The sequence below is a fragment of the Mucilaginibacter phyllosphaerae genome, from assembly GCF_004378255.1.
In the GTDB taxonomy this organism is placed as follows: domain Bacteria; phylum Bacteroidota; class Bacteroidia; order Sphingobacteriales; family Sphingobacteriaceae; genus Mucilaginibacter; species Mucilaginibacter phyllosphaerae.
Map to the genome: position 1 here is coordinate 586,872 of NZ_SNQG01000003.1, position 21,422 is coordinate 608,293.

Sequence of the window (21,422 nt, forward strand, 5' to 3'; positions counted from 1 at the left end):
AAAAAGAGACCGATTAAAGTCTCTTTTTTTGTTTTTGAAATAGTGCCGGCAAAAATTTAGTGCCCGCGGCCATGGCCTTTGCCCTTATCATGATGGCGGTCATCCCCTCCTTCGTGGCGGCCGTTATCATGGCGGTCGTTATTTTTATATTTAACTACTTTTTTGTTCTCTACAACACGTACCGGGCGGCGGCTGTTATTACCCATCCAGTAATTACGATATTTAACGTCGCGGCTATCACGTATGATAGTTTGGCCGGTACGCCCTTTGTAATTGGCATATTTTGTGCGGTAAACAGTAGCGCGGGTCCATGGCCTTGGCTCGTTCACTACTACTTTATAGCCGTTGTAAAGGTTGTAGTTGCTGTATCTTGGCGGTAAACTAGCCCTGCGCACCCAGGCATTGTTTTCCAGATACACATACCGGTGTGCCGGTACATCATAATAGGTATCTATATCCGGCATGTAGTAATAATCGGCACGGTCGTAACCCACAGGGCCCCACGCCGGCTGGCTGCCAATGTTAATACTTAAACTAACCTGCGCATCGGCTGATTTGTATGCTATGCAGCTTAAAAATATAGCTGCAGTGATCGTGATCTTTTTCATATTAGTTGTTGTTTTGCATGTATGACAACCATAAGCCATTAAAGTTTAACCAATAAATGTTATCACAGTGATGTTACAATATTATTATGGGGCAACAGGTTAAAAGGTAAAAGTGTAAAACAAGCGAGAATAGTTAGCCTTTAATCCTTGCCTTCGCCCTAACTAATCGTCATCATCCTTATCGGCAACTTTTTTGCCTGCCATGGCTAATACGGGTTTACCAATGGTTTTATAATCGCCGATGCCGTTTAGTATAGATGCCAGGCGGGGCTTATCCTGCATGGTTCTAACGGCTTCGGCTAATTCTTTATCATATTTAAAATTAGCCTCGTACCGGCCTTTTTCATAAGCATAGCGGGATGCTATTTCATTCTCCAGCACTTGTTTTATTTCGGTTTTATGCAATTGCAGGTCGTTTTTTTTACTGGCTGCCAGTTTTGCTTTTAAAGCTTCGTATTCGGCCTGTATGCCGTTAAATTGTTTCTCTTTTGTGGCTTCGGTTTTAAGGCTGTTCAGCATTTTTTCAGATATAGTGCTGTAACTGTAATTCTTCCCTTCAAGGTACCGGGTAAAATCGTCGTAACCTTCGTCTGTTAAAGTAAACGATTTTGGGTCGATAAGCTGGGGATGCGTGTTGCGGTATTGCGTAGCATAATCAAATACCAGCAGTTTGCTTACCAGTGTTTGGGTAACATTGGCAAACCGCTCCTGCTTAATAAATATATCCGGGTAAATGCCGCTGCCATCATAAACCGAGCGGCCATTTTTTGTTTTAAATTCATGTATGGATGAATCGGCCACTTTAATTACGCTGCCATCATCTTTGCGATGCGTATAATCCAGCTCCTGCACGCAACGGCCGGATGGTACATAGTATTTGGCAACTGTTACCTTAACCAGGCTGTTATAAGGCAAATTAAAGGTTTGCTGCACCAGGCCTTTGCCATAACTGCGTTGCCCTATAATAATTGCCCTGTCCAGATCCTGTAGTGCCCCGGCAACAATTTCTGAAGCAGATGCCGAGCGGCTATTTACCAAAACCACCAATGGCAAAGTAGGTTCCATTGGGTTTGATACCGTACTGTAGGTAAAGTTTTTCTCTTTTATCTTCCCTTTTTGCGATACTACCTGCACATCTTTTTGCACAAACAGATTTACAATTTTAACCGCTTCCTGCAAAATACCGCCCCCGTTTGAGCGCAGATCCAGGATGATGCCGTTAGGGTTATTCTTTTTGATAGCGGATAGCGCAGCAGTAACTTCATCGGCCGAATTTTCTAAAAACTTGTTTAGTTTAATATAGCCCATATTGCCGGCAACCATACCGGCATATACTACGTTTGGTTGTTTGATCTCGTCGCGCACCAGGCTTTTTACAACCGGCTGTTCGACATCGCGTTTCATGGTTAGCTTAACTGCGGCGCTCTTAGATCCTTTTAAAAGCTGGCTTACCTGTTCGTTGGTTTTACCGGCAAGTTCAGCATCGTTTATCTTCAGCATCTGGTCGCCCTGCCGGATATCTGCCTTCTGGGCGGGGAAGCCTGCAAATACATCAGATATAAAAACCTTGCCATCGCGCAAAAAAATGCTTGCGCCGATGCCGCCGTACTGGGTGCTTACATAATGCAGCTTATAATCTTCAATCTCAGATTCGGGTACAAACTCGGTATAGGGGTCTAAGCCATCCAGCATGGCATCCACACCGGTTTTAACCAGTTTGGCCGAATTGATATCATCAACATAGTTAATATTAACCTCTTTATATACCGATGCAAACACATCCAGGTTTTTAGATATCTGGAAAAGATCGTCCTGAAAACTCCATACGCTTACAGCTAATGCCAGTAGCCCTGTGTACAAAACCGGTTTTTTGTACCTGCTTATCATCCTTTTATCCATACCCTTTAACCTGTTGAACTATAAATATATAAAAGCCCAGCGGCTTTTTATAATAAACTGATATTAAAGGCGGTTAGTATCCATGTTCATTAATGCCTTGGTAAGGGTAAAAACCACGTATCTTCTATCGCGGTTTACCAGCTCCATTAAGCGGGTTATCAGGCTTTCTTCCTGGCCTTCGGTATATTGTAATTGCTCGTCGGTAAGGTGGTTATACTTGCGCTGTACCTTTATTTTTATACGTTCCCAGTCTTTATTACTGATCATTATCTCTGCCATGCTATAAATATTTAAACAAAAATATAAAAAATACACCGTTGCATGCGTTTAATGTGCTGCACGTTGTTAAACTTTTAACAACAATGCCCCTCTAAACCGTTTGTAAACCAAAACAATTAAAACCATGAAAAAATGTTTGTTAAGCCTTGCTTTAATATTTATAGCGGCAATAAGTGCAAAGGCACAATTCTCTGTAGGCGCCAAAGCCGGTATCAATTTCTCAAAGATCAATACCAGTAACGTAAACGAATCATCTGTAACCGGGTACCAGGCAGGCCTTTTTGCCCGTTTTGGAAGCAGCCTATACCTGCAGCCCGAACTTTACCTGGGCAGCAGCGGCGGTAAGTTTGATTTTAACAATAACAACAATACCGTTACCACCAATGGTAAAGTAACCTTTACCAGCTTAAATGTGCCCTTATTAATAGGTAAAGGTTTTGGGGGCGATAACTTAAACTTCAGGATAATGGCGGGGCCGGTTTATAGTTACCTGTTAGATAAAAACCAAAGTTTTAGCGATAATGTGAACGGCGCCTATCAGGATTTTGGCGATTATAAAAAGAGTACCCTCGGCTACCAGGTAGGCGGCGGCATTGATATTGGCCACATTACTGCCGACCTGCGCTACGAAGGCGGACTTACCAAAATAAACGAAAACTACGGCCAGCGGCAAAATATCTGGGCGCTGAGTGTGGGTTTCAAGTTTTTTTAATGGGGAATTGGCTGCATGCTGATCGGCCGGGCCCTGGGTGTTCACGTTCACAGGTGTGAACATCGTGAACATAAGTTAAACGACTGATTGTCATTGATATACGTAATTCTGCTTATCTTATCCTACTGTAAAACAGTGTTTTATGTTAATGTGCGAAATAAAGGATCAATCCTGCAAATGGCGGGTAGGGTGAGGTATGCTATTTATAAAGATATTTCTTTATTTTTTTTTTAATGGATATAGCCTGAAAGCTTTACACATTTTTGGGTGGAAGCTGGCAAATATGATCAGTTAAAGGATAATTTATACGACCTTTTTTCGCCCTTCAAACGGCCTGAATAGCCCGGTTTATCAAATCATTGGGTAACCCAAACGCGTGGAATGGTAAATTTAGTGGTACTCCTGAACCAGTAAGTGTTTATTACGATAGAATGGAGCTTTGTTGCCTACGGCAAAATTATTAAGGCCGGTCAGGAGATTGAAATGATGGATCAGGATATTTAAAAGTTGCATTAAGCTGAAAGCTTAATATGTTTTAGGTCGAAGTTGGAAACTTCGACCAGTGGGGGGGGATATAGGGGCTATTGAGTAGTTTAAATCCCTCCTTGGGGAGGGGTGCATAGGGCTGTGAAGTGGAGGGAGGGGTTTATTCGCCATGCTTTACGCCGAAACCCTCCCTGCACCCTCCCGTTGAAAGGGAATCGCACAAGCCCCGTACTTTGTGTCTACTCATGGGCTATTATCTCGACAGGGGAACTATGGCGGTTAAACCCCTCCCTGCCTTTGCGCGCGTCCTTCGACAGGCTCAGGATGACAGCCGCACCCTCCCGTGGCTATCGTAAAAGGGAATTTGGGTTGGCTGCCGCGCCAACTGCCAACTAATCCTCCGGCCTCTCCCTCGCATCTGCCATCCGCACTATCCTTGGCTCAAATTTAGCCAATACTTCAACTAAGTTTTCCTGCGCGGGTAGCGCCTTTGCGGTGCACCATTACTTCGGTACCATCGGCCAGTTGCTCTTTCCAGGCAAAGTTGTGGTGGTTCTCTATCATGCTTATCGGTTTAACACCCAGGGCACGGGCAATTTTATGGATCCAAACCATCACCGCGCACGATGGGGAGTATATAGAAAACATCACTATCGATCTTTCAGCTTATTATAACGATGTAATAGGGGTAACCAAAACGCCCGGACAGCGCGATGTGGAAGTAGTGTTTTGGATTGACGCCCAAAATGCACCCTATGTAATAACCAAGCCGCTGTATCATACAAAAAAGTTATTGAGCGAAGATGAAAAGGGTAATCATTAGTATCCGTGTAATTATGAATTTTGAATTGGAGCGAGAGTTATTAGGTTTCGGGTCAAAACTCCGGGTACTTGGGCCAGGGATATTGGTCAAACAGATCAAAAAACAGCTGTACGAAACTTTGGAGAGTTATAAGGTGCCGGATAGTACTTCTTCAGATAATATCCCTGAATAATTTTTTTTGCACTTAGCTCTTTACCTGATGTTGGCAATCTAAATGATTGTTATTAACAGGCCTGTGCTAACCTGTTTATTTGATTTTTGATCAAAAAGCCATATAGCTTAAAAGCTTATTTGTAATTGTTCTAAATAACGCTATATTTGCGGAAGGAAAAAAATAGCCGTACAAGTGGAATTGTACGGCCGACCGGCAAAACCGGGTTGCTCCTCAACGTCAATCAAAAAGCAATGCAATTTAGAAAATTTTTGCTATTGGCCGTGCTATGCGCCTATAGTATTTTTACACTCGCTCAAAGCCCCGGTTCTATCAGGGGTAAGGTTATCAATTCATCAGGGGCACCCGTGGGCGCTGCAACGGTAATGTTGCAGCAGGGAACAGGCACCATGACGGATGAACAAGGGTTGTTTTTATTTAAAGCAGTCCCATCCGGTTATTACCAAATTACGGTAAGCGCTGTAGGCTTTAAAACACAGCAAAAAGAACTTACCGTATCAGCCGGTAACCAGGCTGAAGTTCACTTTACGGTTAAAGATGCTGCGGTTAACATGGAAACGGTTACCGTAACCGGCCGCAGCGCTGTAAAAGAAACCAACCGGCAAGCTTTTAACGTAACGGCTGTTGATGCAAAAAAACTTTACAATACCACTTTAGATCTGGCCGGGGCGCTTGATCGCGTATCGGGCATTCGCGTTAGGGAATCCGGTGGCGTAGGCTCAAACTTTAATCTTTCTCTTAATGGTTTCTCTGGTAACCATGTGCGGTATTTTATTGATGGTATCCCGATGGATAATTTTGGGTCATCTTTCCAGATCAATAATATCCCCATCAATATTGCCGACCGGCTGGAGGTTTACAAAGGGGTAGTGCCCATCTGGCTCGGATCCGACGCCCTGGGCGGTGCTATCAACATCATTACCGGCGACCGTTACCGCAACTATGTGGATGCTTCTTATTCCTACGGCTCTTTTAATACGCACCGCAGCGTTATCAATGCCGCGGCCACCACTAAAAGCGGGTTTACCGTTCAGTTGAATGCTTTTCAGAATTTTTCGGATAACGATTATAAAGTAAAGGTAGATGCAGCGGATATCAATACCGGCGCTTACACACCGGGGGCCTACCTGCGCCGCTTTCATGATCAGTATCATAACGAAACGCTGATAGCCAATATTGGCGTAGTTGATAAAAGTTATGCCGATAAATTATTGTTCGGGATTACACTGGGTAAAAACTATAAAGAGATCCAAACGGGCGCCCGCATGGTATCTGTTTTTGGTGCCTGGCATCGCCGCGGTGATATTGTAATGCCCACCCTGAAATATAAAAAGGTTGACTTATTGAAAGGATTGGATGTAACCATCAATGCCAATTATAACCTGGGTAGCGAAACCAATATCGATACCATGAATGTGCGTTACGACTGGTTTGGCAACAGTAAGCCAAACGGTTCAAACGGCGAACGCGCAAGAAGCCTTTATAAGTACAAAAATAATAACGGTATAGCTACCACCATGCTTAACTACAGGATGGATGGCCGCCAAAGTATAGCATTAAGTAACGTTTTTACCACTTTTAACCGTAAAGGCGCCGATCCGTTAAACCCGGGTACAGATGATCTGCCTGCAAAAACGCAGAAAAATGTGTTAGGGCTGGGTTACAGCTATGATATTAAGGATAAGTGGAGCACATCGGTATTTGGGAAATACATTTATCAAAATAACTCAACCGGTACAAATGGCAGTGCTGCCACTACCAATAAACTTGGTTATGGTATTGCTACTGCGTACTTTTTAACGCCAAACCTGCAGATCAAATCATCATACGAGCTAACCAACCGGATGCCCGAGGCACAGGAGATATTTGGTGATATAGAGAACCAGGAAGGCAACCCAAGCCTGAAGCCCGAGCAAAGCAACAACGTTAACCTGGGTTTAAGCTATGCATTCGCCATCAACCCGAGCAATAAGTTTCAGGTTAACGCAAATGCTATCTATCGGCAGGCAACTAATTTTATTTACAACCGCTTAAATAACAATCAATCAAAACTGGTGGCTGATAACCGCGATGGTGTAAGAACGGTAGGCGGCGATGGCGAGATCAGATACTCTTACAAACAATGGCTTAATATTGGCGCTACTGCAACTTACCAGTACCTGCAAAACCTGCAAAAGTACGAACCGGGTTACAGCGGTGTTAGCCCGGTTTATAAAGATCAGATGCCCAACATCCCTTACTTTTTCGGCAACGCCGATGCCTCTGTGTCTTTAAGAAATGTTGGTGCCCGGGGCAATAATTTAAACATCGGCTACAACCTGCTATACGTGCATGCTTTTTACCTGTACTGGCCAAGCCGCGGAGGCGATAAGCTGGATATTCCACAACAAATAAGCCATGATATCAACTTGGTTTACAGCGTAAAAAATGGCAGATATAATATCGGCATAGAGGGCCGGAACATTGCCGACGCACTGCTTTACGATAATTTTAGTTTGCAAAAACCCGGTCGTGGTTTTTACCTCAACCTGCGCTATTTTATCAATAAAACTACAAACAATTAAGTAACACACATATATATGAAAATCAGATCTACGATCGCGGCACTATTAGTTGCCGCCACATTTGCATCATGTTCCAAAAATGATAGCGGTACACCGGTGCCAGAAAATCCGGGTAATTATATTCTTGCTGTAACCCCTGCTGCATCAACCGGCGTAGCCGATTATCTGCTTACGGCCGGCAGCCTGGAAACAGGTTCAATATCTACGGCCGGTAACGGTATAGAGCAAGACGGGACTTACCGTTACTACGTAACTACCAACAACAAGTTTTTTAGCCTGCTTTACGGCCAGGGCAACCCGGGCGCAGTAACCGCTTATGATGTAAAAGACGGCAAGCTGAATAAACTAACGAATTTTCAAACAGAAACCGTGCAGGCATTTGCCCCCGTTAAAGATGATCTTTTGCTTTTTAAGATCTCCAGAAGCACAGAAACCCCATTATCTAACTGGTACAAGGTTAATACTAACAGCCTGCTGATCACATCAGAGGGCACAACCAACACGCTGCAACTTAGCGGCAATGGCGAAATGGCGCACTTTAGCTGGATAAAGCAAATTGGCGACAAGGTATATGCGCCATATTTTACCATTATAGACAGGACCTTTGCCACCAACTATCCAGACGAGGCGTCGATCGCGGTGTTTAATTATGCGGATATGAAATTAGAAAAAGTGATTAAAGATACCCGCACCAGTTTTATAGGCAGGTATTTTACAGACGGCCTTGCCCTGACGGAGAATAACGACGTTTATGCTTTCTCGGCATCTGTAGCAGCTAAGGGCGGTGTGTTAACTTCAACCAAGCCGTCGGCCATTACACGCATCAAATCGGGCACAACAGAGTTTGACCAGTCTTACTTTTTCAATTTTGAGGATGTAAGCGGTGGTATGAACATTACCAACTGGATGTACCTGGGCAACAACAACTTTATTGTAAACGCCACTACAAAGGCAGAAAAAGGTGCTTATACTATAGGTAAAACCATAGGCATTGTTAATGTAGTAAACAAAACATTCCAAAAAGTTACGGGCATGCCGGCAACAGCAGATATGGTTAGCCTTACGTTTAGCAACTATACACCTAAAGACGGCAAAACGGGCTACATAGGCGTTAACCTGAAAGACGGCACCAGCTATGTTTATAAAATAGATGCCGCCACGCAAACTGCCACTCAGGGTTTAAAAGTTGAAGGCGGTTCTATCACATCGATACAATTTTTAAACTAATTTTTTAAAGTATAACTAAACACGATGATTCCTGATCAAAACAAGGCAAAGAAGTCAAACGGCTCGCGTTTTAAAAGAATCAATAATTGGCTGCACTTATGGCTTGGGCTGGGTTCGGGAATTATTGTGTTTATTGTTTGTCTCACGGGCTGCATTTGGGTGTTTAATGAAGAGATAACCGGCCTGCTGGAGCCCGAAACCAACATTGTGTACCAGCAAAAGCCGGTACTTACGCCAGCAGCACTGGCCGCCATTGGCGAAAGGGAATACCCCAAACTGATACCTGCTTACGCCAATTATCAGCAGGGTAAGGTGATTAACCTGTTTTTGCGTAAACCCGGCAAAGTGGTTCGGCGTGGTGGCGGCGGTGTTTTGTTAAAGGTAAACCCCTATAACGGCCGCATCATAGGTAAGCAGGTTAGCAAGAAAGGCCAGGTTGATTTTTTTCGTTTTATTTTAAACGGGCACCGGGCGCTTTGGCTGCCTTATGATATTGGCCGGCTTATAGTAGATTACGCCACGCTTATTTTTGTGATCCTGTTGATCACCGGGCTGATCTGGTGGTACCCCAAAAAGTGGAACAAATCTACCCGCGACAAAAGTTTTAAGATCAAATGGGGCGCATCCTTTAAGCGCGTTAATCTTGATCTGCATAATGTATTCGGCTTTTATGCCATGCTGTTTCTTTTGTTTATTGCGATGACCGGCATGGTTTTCGGCCTGCGCTGGTTTAGCGACGGCTTGTATTGGGTAACAACGGGCGGCGAAACTTTAAAAGAGGCAAGAAGGCTAAAGTCTGACAGCTTGCAAATGGCCGGCGCTAAAGATCCTAAATTAGCGATGGACCTAATTTGGGAAAAGGTACTGGCAGAAAACCCCAAATCAATGGGTTTTTATTATAACTACCCGGATATGGCCAACCCGGCATCAACCATTGCCGTTATTGTGTACCCAACTGCGGGGCAATTTTATAATAGCCGCAGCTATACGTTTGACCAATACACCCTAAAACCAATGAAACGGACAGACCCTTATGCCGTACCCTACCAAAAGGCCGGCTTTGGCCAAAAAGTACGTAAGATGAATTACGACATACATATAGGTGCAATACTGGGGTTGCCCGGAAAAGTTATGGCGTTTTTAGCTTCGCTCATCGGTGCCAGCTTGCCGGTAACAGGTTTCCTGGTTTGGTGGGGCAAGCGTAATAAAAAGCCCAAAAAGCGCGCAGGTGCCAAATCCGCACCCATAGTTACGGGTAATGCAGCCTTGCGTCAAAAAAAATTATCAGTTGCCGTAACAGAAGGGTGATGCCCCTTTTGATACTAAGCTGATAGCGTAACAGCGTAGATCACCGTCATAAAATGCTCATGTTTTAATCTAAAAAAAGTATTTATTAGAGTTTGCCTGATAATCTACTAATTTTGTGGACTTTATTGAGGCATGATCAAAAAACCCATAGCACTTCTGCTGAAAGAATCTGAAGAAGTAGGCGAAAATTCACTTAAACGCTCGCTCGGCCCGGTTAACCTGATACTTATCGGGATAGGTATTATCATTGGCGCGGGCTTATTTTCATTAACAGGCATTGCCGCCGGCCAGCATTCGGGCCCGGCAGTTACCATATCGTTTTTAATTGCTGCTTTGGGCTGTACGTTTGCAGCCTTGTGCTATGCCGAATTTTCGGCCATGATACCGGTTGCGGGTAGCGCCTATACCTACTCTTATGCCACCATGGGCGAGCTTTTTGCCTGGATAATCGGTTGGGACCTGATGCTGGAGTATGCCGTAGGTGCAGCAACCGTAGCGATCAGCTGGTCGCAATATTTAACCAAGTTTTTGTCCTGGTTTGATTTATATCTGCCCCCGCAATTAACACTTTCTCCCTTTGAAACGGCCAAAGCGGCCAACGGCGATGTGGTAAGCGGCATTATTAATTTGCCTGCCGCCCTGGTAGTTGTGTTGGTAACAAGCATCATTATTCGCGGTACTAAAGGCTCTGCGCTTATCAATGCCATTATTGTAAGTTTAAAAGTAGGCGTAGTGCTGGTGTTTATAGCTGTAGGATGGTCGTTCATCAATCCGCAAAACTATCATCCTTATATCCCGCAAAATACAGGTGTTTGGGGCGATTATGGCTGGTCGGGCATATTACGTGGCGCCGGGCTGGTGTTTTTTGTATTCATCGGGTTTGATGCCGTATCCACCGCAGCGCAGGAAGCCAAAAACCCGCAGCGTAACATGCCTATCGGTATTATCGGTTCGTTGGTGGTGTGCACTATCCTGTTTGTGATCTTTGCCCATGTGATGACAGGGATGGCTAATTATAAAGAGTTTATAGGCTCGGGCGCACCGGTTGCTATCGCTATCGAAAAAACGCATTATCAATGGTTAAGCAAAGCTATTGTGCTGGCTATACTTATAGGTTACACCTCGGTGATCCTAGTAGATCTGCTGGGCCAGTCGAGGGTGTTCTTCTCTATGTCTAAAGATGGTTTGCTGCCAAAGGTGTTTTCAGAAGTGCATCCAAAATTCCGTACGCCCTGGAAATCAAATATGCTGTTATGTGCCTTTATTGCTATTTTTGCAGCTTTTGTGCCCATCCGCGTGGTTGGCGAGATGACCAGCATTGGCACCTTACTTGCTTTTGTAATGGTATGCGCCGGGGTGCTAATTTTGCGTAAGCAGCAGCCGCATGTGCATCGCCCGTTTAAAACGCCGCTGGTGCCGTTGGTGCCTATATTGGGTATTTTAACTTGTTTTGCCATGATGACCTTTTTACCGGGTGATACTTGGCTAAGGCTGATTATATGGCTGGCAATAGGTTTGGCAATTTATTTTACCTACGGCAAAAAAAATAGTGTGCTGCGCAAGGCGTTGGCTGCAAAAAAAGAATAATATTGATAAATGGCCGGGTTACTGCAATTACGTGTTGATGGAATAAAATGGGAACTGCCCGATACCGCTACTTTTTATTTAGTGCGGGCGGTTGGTAGTAACATCGTATATAAGGCCGGGCAATTTATTACGCTGGTTTTTAACCACCATAATCAGGAGGTACGCCGTTCATATTCCTTAAGCTCATCGCCCGATGATGAGCGGCTTGCTATTACCGTTAAGCGGGTAAGCAATGGAGAGATCTCGCGTTTTTTGCTTACCAGGGTAAATGTTGGCGATGTTTTAAATGCGGCCGAACCTGCAGGAGTTTTTACCGTAAATGACTTTGAGGCAGAAAAAGACCTGGTATTTTTTGCCGCCGGGAGTGGCATCACTCCCATTTTTTCGCAGATAAAATATGTGCTGAACCGCCCGGGTAAAAGCCGGCTGCATTTAATTTACAGTAACCAGGATAAAAAAGCCGTTTTGTTTAATAACGAACTGAATGAGCTATTGGCAGCCTACCCCGATAGATTTAATATTACCCACCTGTTTAGCAGTGATGCTAACCGGTTAACCAATATCCGGGTAGAGCAGCTGGTAAAGCAGCAGCTAAATTTTGATAAAGCAAAGGCGGAGTTTTATTTATGTGGCCCGTTTGTATATATGCGGATGATACGGCTTACGCTGCTGTATATGGGCATCCACGCACCGCAGATACATAAAGAAAATTTTGTGCTGGAAACCGTGCCCGTTACCGGCAGCCAAACCAATTATCCGCCAAAAACCATCCGCATTAATTATGATGGCAGGCTGCACAATGTACAGGCGGGCGAAAATCAATCTGTACTGCAGGCTGCCCTGCAAAATAAAATTCAACTGCCTTATAGTTGCCGCAGCGGAATTTGCGCTGCTTGTGTGGCTTTTTGCAAAACCGGCAAGGTAGAAATGGCCAAAAACGAAGTGCTTACCGATGACGACATAGCCAAAGGCTGGATACTTACCTGCACCGGCCACGCGCTTACAGATGATGTGGAGATCATATATAAGTAGCAATTTACGGTGTTTGGTTTTACAGGTGCTGCAAGCCTGTTTGGTTATTGCGAACAATGTAGCTTTAGGCCCAATAATTAAAGCGAATTGTTTAAAATCAAAAAAGGGATGCTTTCGCACCCCCTTTTCTTCGTTAGTTAATCAGTATAGTTAGTTATTATAGTTCTTCGTCGTGCTGGGTTACATCTAAACCGGCAATTTCTTCTTCGGCAGTAACGCGCAGCGGGCTGATCAGGTCTGTTACTTTAAGCAGGATAAACGCCCCCACAAAAGCAAATACCGAAACGGCAACCAAGGCAACAAGATGTTTGATGAATAAAGCTGTTTCGCCATAAGCTAAACCATTACCTGTAGTATTTCCTACACTGTTAACGCTTTGGGTAGCAAATATACCTGTCATTAACATACCCACCATACCACCTACACCGTGGCAAGGGAATACATCCAGCGTATCATCAATATTGGTTTTGCTTCTCCAGATAACTACCAGGTTACTCACAACCGCGGCAACAATACCCACAATAAGCGAGCTTGATACGGTGATGAAACCGGCAGCAGGTGTTACAGCAACCAAACCTACAACAGCACCAATACAGGCACCCATTGCAGATGGTTTTTTACCTCTCAGGATATCAAAGAAGATCCACGACATGGCAGCAGCGGCAGATGCGGTAGTTGTGGTAGCCAAAGCCGTAGCAGCTAACTCACCAGAACCTAATGCAGAACCCGCGTTGAAACCAAACCAGCCAAACCAAAGCAGGCCGGTACCTAATATTACGTAGCTGATACGTGCAGGGGTGTGAGCATCTTCGGCACCGGTACGTTTTTTAAGATATAACGCTGATGCTAATGCCGCCCAACCTGCAGACATGTGCACTACGGTACCGCCGGCAAAATCTAACACGCCATATTTAAAGAAGATACCCTCCGGGTGCCAGGTTGCGTGCGCAAGCGGGATGTAGATGATAACAATAAACAGCGTAATGAAAATTAAGTAAGAATTGAAACGGATACGTTCTGCAAATGCACCGGTAATAAGCGCCGGGGTAATCACTGCAAACTTTAACTGGAACATGGCAAACAGGATAACCGGGATGGTACCGCCTAACCAGGCAACACCTAAAGTGTTCTGCATCATAAAAAATGATTTAGGGTTACCGATGATGCCTAATCCGCCAACGTCTGTACCAAAAGCCATGCTGAAACCAAATACTACCCAAATGATGGTAATAAGGCCCATACATACAAAGCTTTGTAACATGGTAGAGATAACATTCTTTTTGCGCACCATACCGCCGTAAAAAAAGGCCAGGCCCGGTGTCATCAATAACACAAGTGCGGTAGAGATCAGCATCCAGGCGATGTCTGCACCATTGTAAGTTGTTGCGGGTTTGGCAGCGGCCACATTACCCGGATACATAAAAGCAAGTATCACAACGATAACGAGGATTCCAAAGGGTACAATTTTTTTCATTTTTTTGATTTAAGTGAATTAGGATTTAGTTAATAGTTAGTGTTGGTCAGTATTTTATAAAACGATGTTTAGCGGCAGGCCCGGGCAATTCATTTAAAAATAGCATCAGCCCGGTGTGCAAACCATTGGCTGATGCTACAAATTTGTGATAAGGGCCGTTTTTATAAACTGTCGCGGTGTTTAATGCAAGTTTTAGATGATTTTTGTAGAAATAAGATGTGATATCTTTTTTTATTAAAGATTTCTCTTTTTTAATTGTGTAAACAAAAGTTAAATTCATTATAATTCCATTTTTGTGCGAATTTATTTGTGCAGATGGCTTTATATAGCTTTTGATCTTGGCAAAATTTGCCTCAATTAAGCCCCTGATGGAATTAATTTGAGTGTTAAGTATTAAAAATGGTTTTAATTGTAACAATTGCATACGCTAAAATAGCAATATTAAAATCATATTGTCAATAAAAATCATAAAATTTTATAAAATTCTTTAAAAATGGAGCTAAAAAATGAAAATAGATTTATAAATCGTTGCTTTAAATAGTCTGTGTGATATTTTTTTAACTAATTGTAGTATTTTTTCGGAAACTATTGCGATAGCGCAAACTTTTTTGAAATATTTAGGCAGAAGTGGCCGGAATATTTATCATTATTTAAATATCGAAGAGCGAAAGCTGGTCTGTTGGTGGTTTATTGTTTACGGGCATCGGTAAAAAGTTAGAAACCGTAATGCCAAGTAACCTGATCCGGCTATTTTCTATATCGGTTGCTGCCAGTAAATTTTTGGTGGTACTTAGCAGTATCTCCATTTCATCTGTACAATTGGGTAGCGACTGGCTACGGGTGATCTGCCTAAAGTCGCTGTATTTTATTTTGAGGGTTATGGTTCGGCCCTTTAGCTGGTATTTTAACAGGCGGTCATGCACGGTTTTGGCAATTTTTGCAAGCTCGGCATGCATCTCTTCCTGTCCGGTAAGGTCATAAGCAAAGGTATCTTCGGCACCCATAGATTTGGTTTCGCGGTGCGGCTGCACTTCGCGGTCATCCATGCCCCTTACTATCCGGTAATAAAATGCACCGGCTTTGCCAAAGCTGCGGGTCATTTCTTCTTCGGTCAGCTTTTTCAGGTCGGCGCCGGTAAATAAGCCCAGTTTTTTCATTTTACCAGCCGTAACCTTGCCAACGCCGTAAAATTTTTCAATGGGCAGGCTTTCCATAAAACTTTCTACAGATGAGGGGCCGATGAAGGTTAAACCATCCGGCTTTTTAATATCCGAGGCTATTTTAGCTACAAATTTGTTTACCGACACTCCGGCGGATGCCGTCAGGTTCAGTTCATTTTTGATCGCATCTTTTATTTGCTGTGCAATTTCAATGGCCGAGCCGATGTTTAGTTTGTCGTTGCTTACATCCAGATAGGCTTCATCTAAAGACAAGGGTTCTATCAGGTCGGTATAGCGGCTAAAAATCTCGCGGATCTTTTGCGATACCTCTTTATATGCGGCAAACCGTGGCCGTACAAACAGGGCATGCGGGCAAAGCTGCAGCGCCTGTTTGGATGACATGGCCGATCGTATGCCAAATTTACGTGCCTCATAACTGGCCGTTGCCACTACGCCACCACGCCCTTCGGGCAGGCCGCCTACCACCAGCGGTTTGCCCCGGTATTCTGGGAAATCGCGCTGCTCAACAGATGCATAAAAGGCATCCATATCAATATGGATTATTTTGCGCTTAACCTGTTTGCCTGTATCTGCCACCTGTTTTATTAACGATTATTAAAAGTATTTAGCTTTGTTAATACAATTTTACAAGCCCTTTCTGTAAGAGATAGACTTAAGCAGGCTAATATTAAAGCTATTTATTTAAATTACATTTGGCAAATATTTTACCAGTATCCGTCATGTCATCTCATCATATCGTTCGCGAAAAGCAGGAACCGGCCCTGCTGCTGCTTAGTCTGGATAATTTTTCGGAAGAGTTGCTGGGCCAGCTGCTGGAATGGAGCCCTACGGTTTTAACCACGCCATTGGTTGCCGAGCAGATGAATACGTATGAAATAAAGGTAGACATTATTATAGCCGACCAGATAGATACTAACCTGCAGTCAGACATCAGGCAGATTGCGCAGGGCAATGCCTCGCAAACCGAAGCAGCGCTCATCTATTTGATAGCGCAAGACTATAAGGCCGTAAATATTGTTGCAGATGCCTTTGACCTTGCCGGCATCACGCCCTTTGCCGAAAAAATAAACATCGTGATTTACAGCGGCAGCCAAAAAATATACGCCGTAAAGCCGGGGTTTAGCAAATGGAAGCCCGCCGGCGAGTACATTCGTGTTTTATCTGTATCTTTAAACCTGCAAACCAGCGGATTAAAGCAAATTGGTGGTGGTGATTTTGTTACCGAAGAAGATGGTTTTATTACCCTGAATTTTGACAGGGGCCTCCTTTTTATAGCCGAAGAGATCTGATTAGGATACAAGCCTGACAATCAAGCCGAATAAGGGCCTGCTTTTTGTTAAAAATAATTTAATGTCAATTAAACCGTTGATGAATTTGTTAGTCTTATACATACATCAGCATTAAAAACTGATCGATTATAAATTTCAAGATGAAAACAGCATATAAAAACTTAGTAAGTATAGCTTTAAGCGGAGTGTTGCTCCTGTCTTTAAGCTTATCTGCCGATGCACAGCGTGGTAGCAGGGGCGGTGGTGGTGGCGGCGGTGGCCGTTCATCCGGTGGCTTTAGCGGTGGCGGTGGTGGTGGCGGTTTTAGTCGTCCATCAGGCGGTGGCGGCGGTTTTAGCCGGCCATCCGGTGGCAATGCAGGTATAAGCCGTCCATCAGGCAGTTTTAGCCGCCCGTCAGGCGATGCAAGCATAGGCCGTCCTTCCGGTGGTTTTAGCCGCCCAGGGAATGGTAATGCCGGCTTTTCTCGCCCATCAGGTGGTTTTAGCCGGCCAAATGCCAGCGTAACGCCTGGTGCAAGGGGCTCTTATCAGGGGCGTACTAATGCCTATGGTAGTGTTAACGGCCGCCCTTATGCAGGTAACTACAGCCGCGGCACATACGGGTACCGGGGCGGCAACTATGGCCGGGGTGGTAATTATGGCCGTTACGGATATGGTTACAACCGGGGTTATTATGGCCCGCGTTATTTTAACCGTGGCTTTTATAACTATCGTGGTTACTATAACTCTTACTACCTGCCAAGGATCGGTTTCAGCATAGGCGTTTTACCTTACGGTTACTACCCGTTTTACTGGGGCGATTATCAGTACTATTACAGTGATGGTTTATACTATCAGCAAAATAATAACCAGTACACCGTGGTTGAGCCACCAGTGGGTGCGCAGGTAAATTCGCTGCCTTCAAAAGCAGAAGCCATAACTATTAACGGCGAGCAGTACTATGAATCTAACGGTGTTTATTACCGGGCAGTTACCAAAGATGACGGAACCGTTGTTTATGAAGTTGCCGGTAAAGATGGCGAGTTAAATACAGATGATGGCGGTGCAAACGGCGCTGGAGGCGGTGAGTACGATCAGCCTTACCAGATAGGTGATATTTTAACCACCCTGCCGCAGGATAGCCGCAAGATAAAGGTGAATGGCGAAAAACTGTACGTAGCACCGGATGGAACCTATTTCCAGGAAGGCCGCGATAACGACAATCATAAAATCTACAAAGTTGTGGGCCTGTCTACAGATGAGCCTGAAGATGATACTAATACCAACAATTAATATTGTTTAGGTAGTTTAAAAAGGGTTGGCGCTTTAAGCGCCAACCCTTTTTTTATTGCGTTATACTTTTAAATAATTGCTATAAAAGTATTAGGGCGATACAGGCAGGTTATTTAATTTTATCCGGAACGATATGACTATCTGCCATGAAAAAGAACTTTTTATTACTACTGCTTGCATTACTTACTTTTTTTAGCAGCGGCTTTAGCAAAGCCGTGCCACGCCTTACCTTATTTAAAGCTGATAACAAGCATTTTAAATATACCGGCCGGGTAGATTTCACTGATCCGCAAAAACCACGATTCTGGTCGCCGGGGGTATATATCACCACAAAATTTACCGGTACAGAATGCCGCCTGCTGATAAACGATGAGGAGATGCATGGCAAAACTCATAACTATATCGAAGTAGTTATTGACGGCAAAACATCGCGCATCCAAACCACGGGTAAAACAAACAGCATTGTAATTGCCAAAGGGCTGCCGCAGGGTGTGCACACCCTGCTGATCTGTAAAGACACGGAATCGGGCATGGGTTACCTGGAATTTGTGGGCCTGATGTGCGAGGGCATCCGGTCGCCTCATCAGCCTAAAAGAATGATTGAATATATAGGCGACTCTATTACAGCCGGTGCGGGTGTGGATGCAACAGCGGTGCCCTGTGGTAAAGGCGAATGGTATGATCAGCATAACGCTTATCTTACCTATGGCGCACGTACCTCGCGGGCGTTGAACGCGCAATGGCAATTAACCGCCGTAGCCGGGATTGGCCTGATACACAGCTGCTGCAATATGAATGTTTTGCTGCCGCAAGTGTATGATAAGATTTACCTGCGGAATGATTCACTGCTGTATAACTTTAAAAGCTACAAGCCCGATGTGGTAACCATTTGCCTGGGCCAGAATGACGGCCCGCAGGATTCGGTAAAGTTTTGCAGCGCCTATGTAAAGCTGATAGACAGCGTACGCAGCAAGTACCCAAAAACAAGTATTGTTTGTTTATCAAGCCCAATGGCCGATAAAAAGCTAACACCTGTGCTGCATAAGTATCTTAGCGGTATTGTGCAGTATGTAAATGCCCAAGGCGATAAAAGGGTAAGCAAATTCTTTTTTTCGCGCAGCTTTAACAGTGGCTGCGATAACCACCCGGATGCCGACGAGCACGAAATAATTGCGAAGGAACTTACGGCTTACATTAAACAGCTAAAAAACTGGTAATTTAAATTTATCGAAACATTTTTAACTACAAGGCATTAGTAATAGTATCAAACACATACTGTTATGGAAAATCATGATCATACTGCTTTAATAGCAAAACTGTTAAACTGTGTAGCCGCATGCGAAAATTGCGCAACAGCCTGCCTGCAGGAAACAGAAGTAAAACCCATGGTAAGATGCATCAGCCTTGATAGGGATTGCGCGGATATATGCAGCCAGGCTGCGCGGCTATTGCAGCGAAGGTCAGAGATTGCGCATCAGTATTTAGTGCTGTGCGAAGAAATATGCCGCATGTGTGCCGAAGAATGCGCTATGCACCAGCACGATCATTGCCAGCAATGCGCGGAAGCCTGCCGCCAGTGTGCCGAAGCCTGCCATGCCCATCATCAGCCCATAACCCAGGATTAGTTTGAAGGCGCTGATCTTAAATTGTACGCTTAAGCCTTCGCCGGCGGCATCCAATACCGAAGCCCTGGCTTTAGAGGTGATTGCAGAATTGCAAAGGCTGGGTGTTACAACCAACCTGATCCGTGTGGCCGATCATCCAATTATCACCGGTATAAAATCTGACTTAGGCGGGGGCGATGCCTGGCCCATGATATTACAGGAACTTTTAGCGGCCGAGATCTTAATTATTGCTACCCCAACCTGGATGGGTACCATGAGCAGCGAAGCCCTGAAGGTTTTAGAGCGGATAAATGGCCTTTACCCAGCCAGGGGTGAATTGGGCCGCCCGCTTACTTTTAACAAAGTAGCCGGCTTTGTAGTAACCGGAGCGGAAGACGGCGCCCGCCACGTAGTAACCGAAATTGCAGGCGCACTAATGGATGTAGGTTTTACCATAGCGCCGCAATGCTATACCTATTGGAACAATGGCCCCGGCCCCGGCGATAATTACCTGGAAAGCGATTACCGCAAGGAATGGTCGATAACAACCGGGAAAGCCGCGGCTGCCAACATGGTAGCGGTGGCTACGGCGCTAAAAAACACCCCGATACCGGGCAGATAGTTAACATTGGCGCCGATATGATTACCTTTGCAGCATGATTGACGTTGTATTAAAAAAAGGCAAAGAAAAAGCTGTACTGCACAAACATCCATGGGTATTTTCTGGCGCGATAGAAAATGTTAAGGGGAAACCGGTTAACGGCGAGATCATCCGCCTGCTGGACAGCAAAAAAGATTTTTTGGCTTATGGTTTTTATAACGATCAATCGCGCGTGGCCGTGCGTTTGCTGGAGTGGGATGAAAGCGTTAATGTAGATGATAGCTGGTTTCGTGATAAGGTACGCGTTGCGATTGCCGGCCGCGCCCATATTTTAGCAGATGGCACAACAGATACCTGCCGCCTCATCTTTAGCGAATCTGACTACCTGCCGGGGCTGATAGTAGATAAATATGCTGACCATATGGCGGTGCAGGTGCTTACATCGGGCATGCAAAACGCTATGCCGGTAATTATTGAGGAACTAAATGCTTTATTGAAACCTGCTAGTATTTTTGATAAAAGCGATGCCGCATCCCGGTTGCATGAAGGTTTAGCAACCACCAATGTATTATTGGCCGGCAGCCAGCCCCCCGAGCTGGTAATGGTAAAAGAAAATGACATTAGTTACGGCATTAATATCGCCGAAGGCCAAAAATCAGGCTTTTACTGCGATCAGCGTTACAACCGCCTGGCGCTGGCTGCTTACGCAAGGGGCAAAAAAGTGCTGGATTGTTTTAGTTATACCGGCGGCTTTACCTTAAATGCTTTAAAGCATGGTGCGGCATCGGTTACCAGTGTAGATAGCTCGGCACTGGCGTTGGAAACCCTGCAAGAAAATATCCGCCTGAATAAATTTGAAGGGGCAGAGCACCAGGCCATAAAGTCTGACGTGAACGTTCAGCTGCGTAAATTCAGGGATGACGGCGATAAGTTTGATATTATTGTTTTAGATCCGCCTAAATATGCGCCCTCCCACTCGGCTTTAGACCGGGCATCGCGTGCGTATAAAGACCTGAACAGGTTGGGGATGCAGCTGCTGAATAGCGGCGGCTTACTGGCCACGTTTTCCTGTTCGGGCGCTATGGATATGGAAACCTTTAAACAGGTACTGGCCTGGGCTGCGCTGGATGCCGGCAAGCAGGTGCAGTTTATTTACCAGTTTCATCAGCCCGAAGACCATCCCGTTAGGGCATCATTCCCTGAGGGGGAATATCTTAAGGGGTTGTTGTGCAGGGTTTGGTAGTGCCTTATCAGCAAACTGTAAAGCAACCTCTAAACTACAGGAATAATAGCTTAGAAATT

At 44.7% G+C, this 21,422-nt stretch carries 19 protein-coding genes and 1 pseudogene; 14 read left to right on the forward strand and 6 right to left on the reverse strand.

The window, feature by feature from the left end; translation table 11 throughout:
* Positions 1–56: 56 nt before the first annotated feature.
* The 3 genes from E2R65_RS10950 to E2R65_RS10960 form a co-directional block, all read right to left on the reverse strand.
* Entirely contained in the window at positions 57–608 is a 552-nt protein-coding gene (locus E2R65_RS10950) for a hypothetical protein (RefSeq protein WP_134336512.1), read from the reverse strand.
* A gap of 162 nt (positions 609–770) precedes the next feature.
* Complete coding sequence (locus E2R65_RS10955; protein ID WP_134336513.1) at positions 771–2,507, reverse strand: S41 family peptidase; 1,737 nt, start codon at positions 2,505–2,507, stop codon at positions 771–773.
* Positions 2,508–2,570: 63 nt separating this feature from the next.
* Positions 2,571–2,786 (reverse strand): hypothetical protein, encoded by a 216-nt coding sequence (locus tag E2R65_RS10960; protein WP_134336514.1) that lies wholly within the window; start codon positions 2,784–2,786, stop codon positions 2,571–2,573.
* Positions 2,787–2,910: 124 nt separating this feature from the next.
* Here E2R65_RS10960 and E2R65_RS10965 point away from each other — a divergent pair, with 124 nt between their 5' ends.
* Positions 2,911–3,498, forward strand: a complete 588-nt coding sequence (locus E2R65_RS10965; RefSeq protein WP_134336515.1) for a porin family protein — start codon at positions 2,911–2,913, stop codon at positions 3,496–3,498.
* Between the two features lie 954 nt (positions 3,499–4,452).
* On the opposite strand, the pseudogene E2R65_RS19845 reads toward E2R65_RS10965, so the two are convergent.
* Positions 4,453–4,587 (reverse strand): annotated as a pseudogene (locus tag E2R65_RS19845) (RtcB family protein); the annotation flags it as partial.
* On the opposite strand from E2R65_RS19845, the gene E2R65_RS19730 reads away from it, so the two are divergent.
* From E2R65_RS19730 to E2R65_RS11000, 7 genes are all read left to right on the forward strand, one after another.
* A complete protein-coding gene (locus E2R65_RS19730; RefSeq protein ID WP_183500394.1) occupies positions 4,547–4,807 on the forward strand; it encodes a hypothetical protein in 261 nt (86 codons plus the stop codon). The pseudogene E2R65_RS19845 and the gene E2R65_RS19730 overlap by 41 nt on opposite strands.
* Positions 4,808–4,820: 13 nt before the next feature.
* Positions 4,821–4,979, forward strand: a complete 159-nt coding sequence (locus E2R65_RS20005; protein ID WP_449406716.1) for a hypothetical protein — start codon at positions 4,821–4,823, stop codon at positions 4,977–4,979.
* Positions 4,980–5,212: 233 nt separating this feature from the next.
* On the forward strand, positions 5,213–7,543 hold the full coding sequence (locus E2R65_RS10980) for a TonB-dependent receptor (protein ID WP_134336516.1): 2,331 nt from the start codon (positions 5,213–5,215) through the stop codon (positions 7,541–7,543).
* Between the two features lie 15 nt (positions 7,544–7,558).
* Entirely contained in the window at positions 7,559–8,770 is a 1,212-nt protein-coding gene (locus E2R65_RS10985; protein ID WP_134336517.1) for a DUF4374 domain-containing protein, read from the forward strand.
* A gap of 24 nt (positions 8,771–8,794) precedes the next feature.
* On the forward strand, positions 8,795–10,078 hold the full coding sequence (locus E2R65_RS10990; RefSeq protein ID WP_134336518.1) for a PepSY-associated TM helix domain-containing protein: 1,284 nt from the start codon (positions 8,795–8,797) through the stop codon (positions 10,076–10,078).
* A 132-nt stretch (positions 10,079–10,210) separates the two neighbouring features.
* Positions 10,211–11,665 (forward strand): amino acid permease, encoded by a 1,455-nt coding sequence (locus E2R65_RS10995; RefSeq protein WP_134336519.1) that lies wholly within the window; start codon positions 10,211–10,213, stop codon positions 11,663–11,665.
* 9 nt (positions 11,666–11,674) lie between these two features.
* Complete coding sequence (locus E2R65_RS11000; RefSeq protein WP_134336520.1) at positions 11,675–12,697, forward strand: ferredoxin--NADP reductase; 1,023 nt, start codon at positions 11,675–11,677, stop codon at positions 12,695–12,697.
* A gap of 157 nt (positions 12,698–12,854) precedes the next feature.
* Here E2R65_RS11000 and E2R65_RS11005 read toward each other — a convergent pair whose 3' ends face one another.
* Positions 12,855–14,171, reverse strand: a complete 1,317-nt coding sequence (locus E2R65_RS11005; protein ID WP_134336521.1) for an ammonium transporter — start codon at positions 14,169–14,171, stop codon at positions 12,855–12,857.
* A 650-nt stretch (positions 14,172–14,821) separates the two neighbouring features.
* A complete protein-coding gene (gene dinB, locus E2R65_RS11010) occupies positions 14,822–15,880 on the reverse strand; it encodes a DNA polymerase IV (RefSeq protein WP_134336580.1) in 1,059 nt (352 codons plus the stop codon).
* 191 nt (positions 15,881–16,071) lie between these two features.
* Between dinB and E2R65_RS11015 the strand changes: the two genes are divergently transcribed.
* The 6 genes from E2R65_RS11015 to E2R65_RS11045 all read left to right on the forward strand — a co-directional run bounded on the left by E2R65_RS11015 (position 16,072) and on the right by E2R65_RS11045 (position 21,363).
* Positions 16,072–16,641 carry a thiamine pyrophosphokinase gene (locus E2R65_RS11015; RefSeq protein ID WP_134336522.1) on the forward strand — a complete coding sequence of 190 codons (570 nt, stop codon included), beginning with the start codon at positions 16,072–16,074 and terminating at the stop codon, positions 16,639–16,641.
* 140 nt (positions 16,642–16,781) lie between these two features.
* A complete protein-coding gene (locus E2R65_RS11025) occupies positions 16,782–17,915 on the forward strand; it encodes a DUF6515 family protein (protein WP_183500390.1) in 1,134 nt (377 codons plus the stop codon).
* Between the two features lie 146 nt (positions 17,916–18,061).
* Entirely contained in the window at positions 18,062–19,132 is a 1,071-nt protein-coding gene (locus tag E2R65_RS11030) for an SGNH/GDSL hydrolase family protein (RefSeq protein ID WP_134336523.1), read from the forward strand.
* 63 nt (positions 19,133–19,195) lie between these two features.
* The gene (locus tag E2R65_RS11035) at positions 19,196–19,540 is read left to right on the forward strand and encodes a four-helix bundle copper-binding protein (protein ID WP_134336524.1); all 345 of its coding nucleotides are present in this window, start codon (positions 19,196–19,198) and stop codon (positions 19,538–19,540) included.
* A gap of 1 nt (position 19,541) precedes the next feature.
* Positions 19,542–20,141, forward strand: a complete 600-nt coding sequence (locus E2R65_RS11040) for a flavodoxin family protein (protein WP_134336525.1) — start codon at positions 19,542–19,544, stop codon at positions 20,139–20,141.
* A 34-nt stretch (positions 20,142–20,175) separates the two neighbouring features.
* On the forward strand, positions 20,176–21,363 hold the full coding sequence (locus E2R65_RS11045; RefSeq protein WP_134336526.1) for a class I SAM-dependent rRNA methyltransferase: 1,188 nt from the start codon (positions 20,176–20,178) through the stop codon (positions 21,361–21,363).
* Positions 21,364–21,422 lie beyond the last annotated feature (59 nt).